This is a genomic window from Streptomyces sp. T028 (assembly GCF_048159505.1).
GTDB lineage: Bacteria > Actinomycetota > Actinomycetes > Streptomycetales > Streptomycetaceae > Streptomyces.
The window spans coordinates 70,636-82,932 of the sequence record NZ_JBLRVZ010000033.1; the positions used below are offsets into that span (position 1 = coordinate 70,636).

Below are 12,297 nucleotides of genomic sequence, written 5' to 3' on the forward strand. Positions count from 1 at the left end.
GGCGGAGGGTCAGCCCGCCGGTGCGTACGGCTCCGGCTCGCAGTGGTCGACCTCGGCCGCCAGGCCCGCGCTGGAGAGTTTCACCTGGACCGTCGCCGTGTCCTTCCCGGGGACGTATGCGTCCGTGGTCCGCTGCTCCACCCGGTGGGAGTCGGCGTCGAGGAAGTCGACCGTGACGGTGAATGTGCCGCCGCTGGAGTTGGGGTTGAAGAGCCTCAGCGTGGCGTACGGTTCGGTCTTCGTCGCGCAGTCCACCAGCTCGACCTCGGCGTCCTGGCCGGTCGTGGAGCTGCTCCCGGAACCCCCGGAACTCGACGACGAGCCGTCGTGGTCCTGGCTGGAGCTGCTGCAGCCCCCGCCGCCGCTGTCGCTGCTGTCGCTGTCGCTGCTGCCGCTTCGGTGCTTGCCGCTGCTCTTGCTCACCCCGTGGTGGCTGCCCGTGGAGAAGCCGGTCAGGGCCAGCACCACCAGCGCCGAGACCGCCGCGAACCTGAGCTTTCCGTACCCCCGTCGATTCATGGGGCCAGCTTAGACAGCCGCTGTCACGGTCATGCCACTGCCTGGCGGCACGGCGGCACCCGGCGTAGCGTCTCGGGTGAGCGGTGAGCGGGCCGCTCCGCAGTGACGGCCGCCGTCTGGTCCCTTCCGTGTAGCCCCGGTACGACGGCCGTCCCGGACCGGGACAGCGAAGAACAGCGGCGTCAGGCCGTGCGTGCCGTACCCGTTCCCTTCTCCGCGTCCAGCGCGTACACGCAGCGGTCCTTGCTGCACGCGTACACCACGCCGTCCCGGACGACCGGGGAGCCGGTGATCTCGCCGCCGGTCGCGAGCTTCCAGCGCAGGCGGCCGTCGTCGGCCTTGAGGGTGTAGAGCAGGTGGTCCGTGGAGCCGAAGTGGATACGGCCCGCCGCGACCGCCGGGGAGCCCACGATGTCGCCGCCCGCCTGGAAGCGCCACTTGGGCGTGCCGGTGACCGCGTCGAGGGTGTAGAGGCCCTTGCCGCTGCCCACGTGGACATGGCCGGCCGCCACCAGGACCGGGTCGACGGAGGAGCGGGACTCCGTGGCGATGCGCCAGCGGTCGCGGCCGTCGGCGGCGTCGAGGGCGTAGACCGTGCCGAGGTAGTCGGCCAGATACACCCCGCCGCCGGTGACCGCGGGGCCGGGGACGAAGGCGGGCGGGGAGAGGAAGACCGCCGGGGCCTCGAAGTGCCAGCGCACCCTGCCGCTCGCCACGTCGGCGGCGATGACGCGGGTGCCGGCCGAGAGGTAGACGTAGCCGTCGGGGGCGGGGGTGACGCGGACCGGGACGCCGCCGCAGGAGGCCGCGTCGCCGATGGGGTACGACCAGCGCTCGTCACCCGTTCGGGCGTCCAGGGCTCTGAGCCGGGCGTCCTGCCAGACGAAGACCGTGCCGTCGTGCAGGGCGGGGCCCGCCTCGGGCGACTCGAAGTCGCTCTGGCAGCCGGAGATCTCCCAGAGCTTCTGTCCGGTGGAGGCCTCCCAGGCCTGGACGCCGCCGCCACGGGTGGCGGTGACGACCGTGCCGCGCTCGGCCTTCAGCGAGTACACCCAGGCGTCCGTCTGGAGCCGCCAGAGATCCTGGCCCTCGCGGGCCTCCAGGGCGAACAGGGTCGGACCGTCGGAGGCGTGGACGCGGCCGTCCGCGACAGCCATCGACCAGGCCACGTCCCGGGTCTTGAAACGGCGCCGGCCGGTCGCCACGTCGAGCGCGTGCACCTCGAAGGAGGTGACGTAGACGAGGTCGCCGGAGACGGCCGGGGTGCCCCACACGTCGTTCGACATGCGGAACCGCCAGGGGCGCCAGCCCGCCGGGTGGGTCTCGGGGGCCACCGCCGCCGTCTGCGGGGCCGCGAGGGCGGTGTCGGCGCTGCCCAGGGCGGGGCGGATCCGGGTCCAGTTGGCGACCAGGCCGGGCTCGGGAAGCGGGGCCTTGACGGCGGCGGTGGCGCGGACGTCGGCGACGCGCGGGCCCGGCCCGATCGGCACGGCCGCGCCCGCGAGGCGCACCGGGCCGGGGTCGGGGGCGCCGATCACGGCGGGCACCGGGCCGGGGCCGAGGGCGGGCGCGGGCCCGGGCACCACGGGGTCGAGGGCGGGCGCGGGCACCACGGGGTCGTGGGCGGGCGGCGGCGGCAGCTGGCGCGGGCTCACCGGCGCCGGTTTGAGGGCGGGACGGCCGCCGCGGCGGGTCTCGATGAGGGTGACCGCCTTCTCGGGCAGCCACGCCGACGCCGTACCGCTGTCGTCGGAGCCGGAGCCGAAGAGATGCGGGGCGAGCTGGGCCTGGAGGTCGGCCGGGTTGGGGCGGGCCGTGGCCTCCATCTGCATACAGGACTCGATGAGCGGGCGCAGCTCGTCCGGGAGTCCTTCGAGGTCCGGGCCCTCGCGCAGCAGCATGAAGACCGTCTCGACCGGGTTGGCGCCGTGGAAGGGCGGGTGGCCGGTGGCGGCGAAGACGAGCATCGAGCCGAGGGAGAAGACGTCGCTGGCGCCGGTGACGCTGCGGGAGTCCTTGGCCTGCTCGGGGGACATGTAGGCGGGGGTGCCGACGGCGACGTTCGTCATCGTCAAACGGGTGTTCGAGACTCCGGAGGCGATACCGAAGTCGATCACCCGGGGGCCGTCCTCGACGACGAGGACGTTCGACGGCTTCAGGTCACGGTGGACGAGTCCCGCGCCGTGGATCGACTGGAGCGCCTCGGCCACGCCCGCCGCGAGCCAGCGCACGGCCTGGGCCGGGAGCGGCCCGCAGTCGTTCACTATCTCCTCGAGGGAGGGCGCGGGGACGTAGGCCGTGGCGAGCCAGGGCACGGCGGCGCGCGGGTCGGCGTCGACCACGGCGGCCGTGTAGAAGCCGGACACCGCCCGGGCCGCCTCCACCTCGCGCGTGAAGCGCACGCGGAAGAGCTGGTCCTCGGCGAGCTCGGTCCGGACCGTCTTGATCGCCACGCGCCGGCCCGACGCCGAGCGCGCCAGATAGACCAGCCCCATGCCGCCGGCCCCCAGCCGTCCCAGCACCTCGAACGGCCCGATCCGCCGCGGATCGTGCTGCGTCAGCTGATCCACCACTTGCCTGCCACCTCCCCGTACGGGCCACGTCACCCACTATGTGTACGCGACCGAAGTGCAGCGTCTCACCACCGCACCGCCATGGCGGCACGCACCCCAGATTCTTCCTGGCCGGGCGGCCGGTTGCGAACCCGGTGACGATCAGGGTGTCTCATCTCATACAGGGGCGAAACAGCCTGCGGGACGGTACGTGAGCGGGTACTCCGGTACGTGGTTCAACGCTGAAGCAGCGCGAACGACGCACCTTGATTGTCCGTGACGACCGCCACGATTCCGTACGAGGCCGTGAACGGGCCCGCCTGGACCCGCCCGCCGAGCCGCGTCACGGCACCGAGGGCCGCCGCGCAGTCCGCCACCCCGAAGTGGACCAGGAAGTGCGGCGGCATGACCTCCGGGAAGACGTCGGTGACCGGCACCCGGCCGAAGTCGGGTTCGGCACCGGGGCCGAAGAGGGCCTCGTGGAACAGGTGGCCGTAGAACGTGTTCGCGGTCTCGGTGTCCCGGGCGTACAGCTGTGCCCAGGCGAAGGCGCCGGGGATGTGCCGGACGCCGAAGCCGGGGTGGCTGCCCGGCTGCCAGAGGCCGAAGACGGCGCCCTCGGGGTCGGCGGCGAGGGCGGCCGAGCCCAGGCCGTCCACCGGGAACGGGGGCATGACCACCTGGCCGCCGGCCGACCGGATCCGCCGGACGGTGGCCTCGACGTCCGGGGTGGAGAAGTACACGGTCCAGACGGTGGGCATCCGGCCGTCCGTCTTGTGGGCGAGCGCGGCGACGGGCCTGCCGTCCAGCAGGGCCCACACGGAGGCGCCGTACGCCTCCTGGAAGGTCCATCCGAAGAGCTCGCCGTAGAAGCGCCTGCCCGCGTCCACGTCGGGAAGCTGCGCGTCCACCCAGCACGGGATGCCCTCGGGGACCCCTCCGGCACCACCCTCTGTGTTCACCGATGCCCTGTTTTCGGCCATGCAGCCAAACTAGCGGCGGTTGACGCAACGCGCAGACCAGCACACCCTTCCTCCGCGCCGCTAGCACCCCATTTGCAGTCGGCCGAATAGCGCTCCGATCACCCCTCGGTAAGCTGACGGCATGACAGGACAAGTGCGTACCGTCGACGGCCGCGTGGCCGGCCGGCGCGGGCAGGCGACGCGGCAGAAGCTGCTGGACTGCCTCAGCGAGATGCTCAGCTCCTCTCCGTACCGGGACGTCAAGGTCATCGACGTGGCCCGGAAGGCGGGCACTTCGCCCGCGACCTTCTACCAGTACTTCCCGGACGTCGAGGGCGCCGTCCTGGAGATCGCCGAGCAAATGGCCGCCGAGGGCGCCGGGTTGACCGAGCTGCTGGAGGGCCGTTCGTGGGTCGGCAGGGCCGGCTGGCAGACGGCGCAGGAACTCGTCGACGGGTTCCTGGAGTTCTGGAAGAAGAACGACGCGATCCTCCGGGTCGTCGACCTCGGCGCGGCCGAGGGCGACAAGCGTTTCTACAAACTCCGGATGAAGATCCTCAACTCGGTGAACAACTCCCTCGCGGACGCCGTCGCCGAACTGCAGTCCAAGGGCCGGGTCGACAAGGACGTGAACCCGGCCGCCGTCGCCGGTTCGCTGGTCGCGATGCTCGCCGCCGTCGCCTCGCACCAGAAGGGCTTCCAGTCCTGGGGCGTCAAGCAGGCCGAACTCAAGCCGAACCTGGCGCTGTTGGTGCACCTGGGCATCACCGGCAAGAAGCCGACGAGGTAATCCGGCACAGTTGTCCCCAAGTCCTGTCTGGCGGGCGGTGGTTCCACGAGGGTGGGACCACCGCCCGTGCCGCTACGCCGGCAGGGGCCGGCCCTTGACCACGTGCTTCATCACCAGCGTGGACGTCAGCCGCTGCACCCCTGGCAGGGTCGCGAGCCGCTCGTCGTAGAGCCGCTGGAAGGCCGCGAGGTCGGCCGTCGCCACCCGCAGCAGATAGTCGGGTTCCCCGAAGAGCCGCTGGGCGTCCAGTACGTGCTCCAGCTCGCCCACCGCCCGCTCGAACTCGGCGACCGTGTCCCGGTCCTCCTGTCGCATCGACACGAAGACCAGCGCCTCGAAGGCCAGCCCGACGGCGGCCGGTTCCACCACCGCCCGGTAGCCGCTGATCGCCCCGGACCGCTCCAGCTCCCGCAGCCGCCGATGACACGGCGAGACGCTCAGGCGCACCCGCGCGGCCAGCTCGGTCACGGTCAGCCGCCCGTCCTGCTGCAGCTCGGCAAGAATCTTCCGGTCCACGTCGTCCATAGGGCAGATCTTCCCCCAGTCCGCCGCGTTTCGGGAAAAGAACAGGAACATTTTCGGCCGGATCACGCCTAATGTCCCCGGTATGGACACGGGAACGCTGATTTCTTTCCTCGCGCTGGACCTGCTGCTGGTCTGTGTGCCGGGCGCCGACTGGGCGTATGTGATCTCCGCCGGGCTGCGCGGTCGCTCGGTGGGCGCGGCGGTGGGCGGCCTGGTGAGCGGCTACGCCCTGCACACGGCGCTGGCGACGGCGGGCCTGGCCGTCCTGGTCGCGGGCTCGCCCGCCCTGCTCACCGCGCTCACGGTGGCGGGGGCCGGGTATCTGGTGTGGCTGGGGTGGGGCGTGCTGCGCCGGCCCGGCGTGCCGGAGGAGGGCGAGCCGGTCGTCGAGGGCCGGGTCTTCCTGCGGGGCGCGATGATCAGCGGCCTGAACCCCAAGGGGCTGCTGCTGTATCTGTCGATCCTGCCGCAGTTCCTGGTGAGCGGGGGCGGCTCGCATCTCCCGGTCGCCGCGCAGACCGCCGTCCTCGGCCTGCTGCACATGGCGTGCTGCGCCGCCGTCTACCTCGCGGTCGGCGTCCTGGCCCGCGCGGTCCTCGGCGCCCGCCCGGCGGCGGCAAGGGCTGTCACCCGTACGTCGGGGGCGGCGATGCTGGGAATCGGCACGTTCCTGCTGATCCAGCACGCCATCTAGGTCCTTTCGGCCGGGCCGAGCCCCTTAGTGTGCGCCGAGTCTCAGCGACACGCCGTGCGGACGGCGTGTCGCTGAGACTCGGCGCACACTTCGCCCCGCCCGCCTCGCCTGGGCCTCAGGGCTTCCGTACCAGCCGGAACACCCGGATCTCCCGCTCCACCCTCGCCTGGTACGTCGCGTACGGCGGCCAGAACTTCAGCAGTTCCTTCCACGCCGCCGCCCGTTCCTCCCCCGCCAGCAGCTGGGCGGTCACCGGTATGTCGGTTCCCTTCCAGCTGATCTCGGCCTCGGGGTGGGCGAGGAGGTTGGCGGTCCAGGCGGGGTGGCCCGTGCGGCCGAAGTTGGAGCCGACGAGGATCCAGGTGCCGCCCCCGGGCTCCGGCATGCAGGCCAGGGGCGTCCGGCGCGGCTGCCCACTGCGGGCGCCGGTCGCAGTGAGGATCACCCCGGGCAGCAGCTGGGCGCTGAGCAGCACCTTTCCCCGGGTGAGCCGGTGTACGGCCCGGTCGAGGGCGGGTATGACGTGCGGGGCGAGCTTGGCGAAGCCCCTGGTCGACGACACCTTCTGCACAAGACGGACACCGATCACACCGTCACCCCCGCACCCGCGCCCGCGCCCGCGCCCGCGAACAGTCCGGCCTCGTCGGCCGCGTGGGCGCGCAGCCGGTGCACGGGCCCGAAGAGCAGCTCGTCGCCGGCGGCCCGCTTGAAGTACAGGTGCGCCTCGTGTTCCCAGGTGAACCCGATACCGCCGTGCAGCTGGATCCCCTCGGCGGCGGCGAGCCGCAGCGTCTCCAGGGCCTGCGCGAGCGCGAGTCCGCCGACCCGTTCCCCGCGCCCGGTCGCCCAGGCGGCGTAGTACGCGGCGGACCGGGCCGCCTGGCCCCGTACGTACACCTCCGCCAGCCGGTGCTGCACCGCCTGGAAGGACCCGATCGCCCGCCCGAACTGCTCCCGCTGGTTGAGGTACTCCACGGTCCGCTCCAGCGCCCGGTCGGCGGCCCCGACGGCCTCACAGGCGAGGAAGGCGGCGGCGAAGTCCCCGGCCGAGGACAGCGCGCCGGACACGTCCGCCTCCTCCTCGCCCAGCAACTCGGCCTCCACGTGCCGCAGTTGCACCCGCGCCTGCGGGCGGGTCGGGTCGAGCGCGGTCTGCCGGGTCCGTACGACCCCGGCGGCGTCCCCCGCCACGAGGAACAGCAGGGTCCGCGACCGTACGAACCCCCCGGTGTGGGCGGCGACGACCAGCAGCCCGGCGCTGTGCCCGTCGAGGACCTGGGCGGCCTCCCCGTACAGCCGCCAGCCGCCCTCGCCTCCGGCCCGCCGGGCCTGCACGCCTCCCGCGCGCCCCCCGCCGGACCAGTCCCCGCCGCCCGGCCCGGTGAGGGCGAGCGCGGTGGCGAGGGCGGGCGCGGGGACGGCGAGGGCGGCGGTGAGGGTGCCGTCGGTGAGGCGGGGGAGCAGCCGGGCGCGCTGGGCGTCGGTGCCGAGGGCGAGGATCAGGGGCGCGGCGAGGACGGAGGTGGCGAGCAGCGGGGTGGGGGCGAGGGCCCGGCCGGTCTCCTCGGCGGCGAGCGCGAGGTCGGTGCGGGGGCAGCCGACACCGCCGTACGCCTCGGGGACGGCGAGGCCGGGCAGGCCGAGCTGTTCGGCGAGGGCGGTCCACAGGGCGCGGTCGTGGCCGGCCGGGGTGTCGAGGGCGGCCCGCAACTCCTCGGGGCCGCAGCGTTTGTGGAGCAGTTCCCGCAGGGTGCGGCGGATCTCGTCCTGCTCGGCGGTGAGGCGGGGGTCCATGGATTCCCTCCGGATCTGGCACTTCCCTCCGGATCTGGCACTTCCCTCCGGATCTGACGGTCCGTCATATTAGGAGCGCCGGATCGAGATGCACAGAGGAAGGTGGCCTCTCATGACCGCGGGGACCCGGAAAGTGGCCGTCGTCGGCGTCGCGCTCTCGGACTGCGGGCGGGTGGACGAGGCGACCCCGTACGCCCTGCACGCCCAGGCGGCCCGCCGGGCGCTGGCGGACGCGGGGCTGGACCGGTCGAGGGTGGACGGGCTGGCGTCCGCCGGGCTCGGCACGCTCGCCCCGGTCGAGGTGGCCGACCATCTGGGTCTGCGCCCCACCTGGGTCGACTCCACCTCCGTCGGCGGCTCGACGTGGGAGGTCATGGCGGCGCACGCGGCCGACGCGATCGCCGCCGGGCACGCGAACGCCGTCCTGCTGGTCTACGGCTCCACGGCCCGCGCCGACATCCGGGCGGGCCGCCGCACCGGCACCTTCGCCTTCGGCGCCCGCGGCCCGCTGCAGTTCGAGGTGCCGTACGGGCACACCCTGATCGCCAAGTACGCGATGGCGGCCCGCCGGCACATGGTCGAGTACGGCACGACGATCGAGCAGCTCGCGGAGGTGGCCGTCCAGGCGCGGGCGAACGCGGCGCTGAACCCGGACGCGATGTTCCGCACCCCGGTCACGGTCGACGAGGTGCTCTCCGGTCCGATGATCGCCGACCCGTTCACCAAGCTGCACTGCTGCATCCGCTCCGACGGGGGCGCGGCGGTCCTGCTGGCGGCGGAGGAGTACGTACGGGACTGCCGCACCGCCCCGGTGTGGATCCTCGGCACCGGTGAGCACGTCTCCCACGCGAGCCTGTCGGAGTGGGAGGACTTCACGGTCTCCCCGGCGGCGGTCAGCGGGCGGCTGGCGTTCGAGCGGGCGGGGGTGCGGCCGGCGGAGATGGACTTCGCGGAGATCTACGACGCGTTCACCTACATGACGCTGGTGACCCTGGAGGACCTGGGATTCTGCGCCAAGGGCGAGGGCGGGGCGTTCGTGGAGAAGGGGCGGCTGGCAGTCGGCGGGGAGCTGCCGGTGAACACGGACGGGGGCGGCTTGTCGGCCCAACACCCGGGTATGCGGGGGCTGTTCCTGCTGGTGGAGGCGGTGCGGCAGTTGCGGGGGGAGGCCGGGGAGCGTCAAGTGCGGGGAACCGATGGGGAGTTGCCGCGTTTGGGGGTGGCCTCGGGGACCGGGGGATGGTTCTGTTCTTCTGGGACCGTGGTGCTGGGCCGGAACTGAACTCTGCCGTACTCTCGTCGTCCTGACAGGGACCCGGGAGAGGCCGGGAGAGGGCTGCGACTCGCGAGCGCCGGGGGGCGGAAGCGGTGGACAGAGGGCTTTTACGGGGCTTGTGTGCCCTTTCGGTGAGCGGGTTGCTGCTCGTCGGCGCGTGTTCCGGCGGGGGTGGTGGGTCCGGGGGCGGCAAAGCCACCGGAACGCCGAAGCAGACCCCCACCGGCGCATCCGGCGGCACGGGCACCCCAGGCGCCACGGACGCCCCCAGCACCAAGCCCACCGCCCTCGACTTCACCCCCGATCCGGCCCGCGCCCCGAAGACCCGCGCGGACGCCGTGCGCCTGGCCGACAGGGTCGCCGCCGGCCCGGAGCTCTGGGGAGTCGGCTATGTCCTCGCGGGCCCGGACAGTGATCCGGACACCTGGCCGGTCCTCGGCGACGACTGCGTCTGGCAGCGCCTACCCGTCCCCGCCGATGTGCTCGCCAGCGTCACCCGCTACAGCGAACTCCCCGCCGCCGACGGCACGGGCCCGGTCAGGGTCGCCGTGACCGTCACCGTCCACAAGGACGCGGACAGCGCCGACTGGGAGCAGGCGTCGACCCTGGAAGAGGCGCTGCGCTGCCCCGACCAGGTGCTGCGCGCCGGGGAACGGATCTCCGGCCTCAAATCCCTCGGCACGGCGTTCGGCAGGAACGGCAACGAGTACGCCGAGGACTCCCTCTTCGAGTACGGCGAGTACCGGAGCGACACCCTGGGCGGCCCGTACACCTACGTGTGGACCCAGGGCCGTATCGGACAGGTCACCGTCGCCACCACCGGCCGTGGCTCCAAGGGCCATGAGTACGACGAGCTGACCCAGGCGATGGCCGAGACACAGAGCAGCATGCTGGTCCGTCTGGAGAACGAGCTGGAGGTGGACGAGTGACCGGCGCCCTGCTCCCCTCCGACCCCTCCTCCCTCGCCGGGTACCGGCTGCTCGGCCGGCTCGGCGCGGGCGGCATGGGCGTGGTCTACCTCGGCCGTACGGACGAGGGCGCGCTGGCCGCGATCAAGGCGATCCAGGCCGAGTACGCCGAGGACCCCCAGTTCCGGGCCCGCTTCCGGCGCGAGGTCGAGGCCGCGCGCCGGGTCAGCAGCCCCTGGGCGGTACCCGTCACCGGCGCCGACCCGGACGCCGCCGCGCCCTGGCTCGCCACCGCCTTCGTCCCCGGGCCCTCGCTCGCCGAGGCCGTCGCCGAGTGCGGGCCGCTGCCCACCCGCAGTGTGCGCGTGCTGGCCCGGATGCTCGCCGGGGCGCTGGCCGAGGTGCACGCGGCCGGACTGGTGCACCGGGACGTCAAGCCCGGCAATGTGCTGCTCGCCGTGGACGGGCCACGGCTCATCGACTTCGGGATCGCGCGGGCCGCCGACGACACGGCGATCACCTCCGCCGACATGGTCGTCGGCACCCCCGGCTTCCTCTCGCCCGAGCAGGCCGAGGCCCGCGCCGACGAACTCGGCCCGCCCAGTGACGTCTTCTCCCTGGGCTGTCTGCTGGCCTACGCGGCGACCGGCCGCCCGCCCTTCGGCACCGGCGCGGTCGACGCCCTGCTCTACCGCACGGTGCACGACGAGCCCGACCTCGCGGACATCGACGAACAGGTGCTGGTGCTGCTGCGGCCGTGCCTGGCCAAGAACCCGGTGGACCGTCCCTCGGCGGCGGCGCTGTACGAGCTGATCATCGAGGACACCCCGGGGGATCCGGCCGGATGGCTGCCGGAGGACGTCGTACGGATCATCGCCGAGCGTTCGGCCGCGATGCTCGCCCTGCCGGACATCGAACCGACGGTCGCCGAGACGGGGGCAGGGGCGACGGAGGCCGGGGTGGCCGGGTCCGGAGCGGAGACGGGAACGGCCGGTTCCGGGCCCGCTCCCAGCCGGCGGCGGTTCCTCATCGCGGCGGCCTCGGGTGCCGTCCTGGCGGCGGGCGGCGGGGCGGCGCTCTGGGCCACCCTGCGCGGGGACGACGACCGTAAGACGTCCGGCCCCGCGCCCGGCCGGGACTGGATCATCGGCGTGCAGGCAGATCTCAGCGGCCCGGGAAAGACCCTCGGGCAGGCACAGGCGCGAGGTGCGCGGCTCGCCGTCGAGCGGTTCAACGCCCGTAAGGACAAACCCTTCACCCTGACCCTGAGGACGGTCGACGACCGCGGCGATGTGACCCGGGCCGGCACCGTCGCCCGCGCCTTCGTCGAGGACAAGGACGTGCTCGCCGTCCTCGGCCCCACGGCCGACGACGCCGCCCGCGCCGTCGTCGCCGTGTACGACGAGGCGCTGCTCCCGCTGATCTCCGTGTCCGCCGGAACGAGCGTCCTGACGGTCACAGAGAACCGCTCCTTCCTGCACGCCCGCCCCAACGACCTTGAGGCCACCGTGCCCCTCGCCGTGTTCCTGACCGCAGGTGGGAAGGCGATGGGTGAGAAGTACGCCTCCGGGGTGGCGGCCACCGGTCCGTCCGGGCGACCCGGTCTGCTCATGGACCGCACCGCCGCCGACTACGCCTGGGCGTCCGTCGGCTCCATCAACCTGATGGTCCGGGAGCAGGGCCGGGTGCCCTACCCGCGGGTCGTCCCGGCCGGCACCGAGAACTTCGGGCCCGTCGTCGCCGACATGCTGGCCGCGGGCTCCGACGCCTTCGTCTACGGCGGGTACGCCGCGGGCGCGGCGGCCTTCGCGCGCGCACTGGCCGCGGCCGGCTTCGACGGACCGAGGTACAGCCCGGAAGCCGCGCTGAGCACGGAGTTCCTCGACGGGGCGGGCGAGGCCGCCGAGGGCTGGCTGATCACCAGCACCTGCGTCGACCCGACGGAACTGCCCGCGGCGGCCGAGTTCACCGCCGCCCACCGCAAACGGTTCGACAGCGCCCCCGGCTTCTACACCGCGGAGGCGTACGACGTCGTCAACATGGTCGCGGACGGCTTGCGCAAGGCGGACAAGCGGCCGACGCGCGCCCAGCTGACCACGTCCCTGCGCAACACCGCCTATCAAGGGGTGACCAAGAAGTTCGCCTTCGTGCCCGAGACCGGGTCCTTCGTCGCCCCCGAGAGCGGCGCGGTCTTCGGCTACGTGGTCGAGGGCGGCCGGTTCCGCTTCCTCGGCCCGGCGTCCGTACCGTCGTCCTCGGGCTCCTAGGGCTGCCCGA

At 73.3% G+C, this 12,297-nt stretch carries 11 protein-coding genes; 5 read left to right on the forward strand and 6 right to left on the reverse strand.

The genetic code is table 11. The annotated features are described in order from the left end of the window. Positions 1 to 9 precede the first annotated feature (9 nt). The 3 genes from ACLZN2_RS30955 to ACLZN2_RS30965 all read right to left on the reverse strand — a co-directional run bounded on the left by ACLZN2_RS30955 (position 10) and on the right by ACLZN2_RS30965 (position 4,054). On the reverse strand, positions 10 to 519 hold the full coding sequence (locus ACLZN2_RS30955) for a hypothetical protein (protein WP_416982693.1): 510 nt from the start codon (positions 517 to 519) through the stop codon (positions 10 to 12). Between the two features lie 182 nt (positions 520 to 701). Beyond that, the gene (locus ACLZN2_RS30960) at positions 702 to 3,092 is read right to left on the reverse strand and encodes a PQQ-binding-like beta-propeller repeat protein (RefSeq protein ID WP_416982694.1); all 2,391 of its coding nucleotides are present in this window, start codon (positions 3,090 to 3,092) and stop codon (positions 702 to 704) included. Positions 3,093 to 3,307: 215 nt separating this feature from the next. Further along, positions 3,308 to 4,054 carry a VOC family protein gene (locus ACLZN2_RS30965; protein ID WP_416982695.1) on the reverse strand — a complete coding sequence of 249 codons (747 nt, stop codon included), beginning with the start codon at positions 4,052 to 4,054 and terminating at the stop codon, positions 3,308 to 3,310. Between the two features lie 133 nt (positions 4,055 to 4,187). Between ACLZN2_RS30965 and ACLZN2_RS30970 the strand changes: the two genes are divergently transcribed. Then, positions 4,188 to 4,823: a TetR family transcriptional regulator gene (locus tag ACLZN2_RS30970; RefSeq protein ID WP_416982733.1), complete on the forward strand. Its 636-nt coding sequence runs from the start codon at positions 4,188 to 4,190 to the stop codon at positions 4,821 to 4,823. Positions 4,824 to 4,895: 72 nt separating this feature from the next. Here the strand turns inward: ACLZN2_RS30970 and ACLZN2_RS30975 are convergent, their stop codons facing one another. Beyond that, positions 4,896 to 5,348 carry an Lrp/AsnC family transcriptional regulator gene (locus ACLZN2_RS30975; RefSeq protein WP_416982696.1) on the reverse strand — a complete coding sequence of 151 codons (453 nt, stop codon included), beginning with the start codon at positions 5,346 to 5,348 and terminating at the stop codon, positions 4,896 to 4,898. A gap of 82 nt (positions 5,349 to 5,430) precedes the next feature. Here ACLZN2_RS30975 and ACLZN2_RS30980 point away from each other — a divergent pair, with 82 nt between their 5' ends. Beyond that, positions 5,431 to 6,042, forward strand: coding sequence for a LysE family translocator (locus tag ACLZN2_RS30980; RefSeq protein ID WP_416982697.1), 612 nt, complete (start codon positions 5,431 to 5,433; stop codon positions 6,040 to 6,042). Positions 6,043 to 6,157: 115 nt separating this feature from the next. Here ACLZN2_RS30980 and ACLZN2_RS30985 read toward each other — a convergent pair whose 3' ends face one another. Together ACLZN2_RS30985 and ACLZN2_RS30990 are read right to left on the reverse strand one after the other, a co-directional pair. Beyond that, entirely contained in the window at positions 6,158 to 6,631 is a 474-nt protein-coding gene (locus ACLZN2_RS30985) for a nitroreductase family deazaflavin-dependent oxidoreductase (RefSeq protein WP_416982698.1), read from the reverse strand. Next, positions 6,628 to 7,836, reverse strand: a complete 1,209-nt coding sequence (locus ACLZN2_RS30990; protein WP_416982699.1) for an acyl-CoA dehydrogenase family protein — start codon at positions 7,834 to 7,836, stop codon at positions 6,628 to 6,630. Before ACLZN2_RS30990 ends, ACLZN2_RS30985 begins: the two co-directional genes overlap by 4 nt. A gap of 112 nt (positions 7,837 to 7,948) precedes the next feature. Here ACLZN2_RS30990 and ACLZN2_RS30995 point away from each other — a divergent pair, with 112 nt between their 5' ends. The 3 genes from ACLZN2_RS30995 to ACLZN2_RS31005 all read left to right on the forward strand — a co-directional run bounded on the left by ACLZN2_RS30995 (position 7,949) and on the right by ACLZN2_RS31005 (position 12,287). Further along, positions 7,949 to 9,118, forward strand: a complete 1,170-nt coding sequence (locus tag ACLZN2_RS30995; protein ID WP_416982700.1) for a thiolase C-terminal domain-containing protein — start codon at positions 7,949 to 7,951, stop codon at positions 9,116 to 9,118. A 125-nt stretch (positions 9,119 to 9,243) separates the two neighbouring features. Next, complete coding sequence (locus ACLZN2_RS31000; RefSeq protein WP_416982701.1) at positions 9,244 to 10,041, forward strand: hypothetical protein; 798 nt, start codon at positions 9,244 to 9,246, stop codon at positions 10,039 to 10,041. Beyond that, positions 10,038 to 12,287: a bifunctional serine/threonine-protein kinase/ABC transporter substrate-binding protein gene (locus tag ACLZN2_RS31005; RefSeq protein WP_416982702.1), complete on the forward strand. Its 2,250-nt coding sequence runs from the start codon at positions 10,038 to 10,040 to the stop codon at positions 12,285 to 12,287. The genes ACLZN2_RS31000 and ACLZN2_RS31005 overlap by 4 nt, the downstream gene beginning before the upstream one ends. Positions 12,288 to 12,297: the final 10 nt, after the last annotated feature.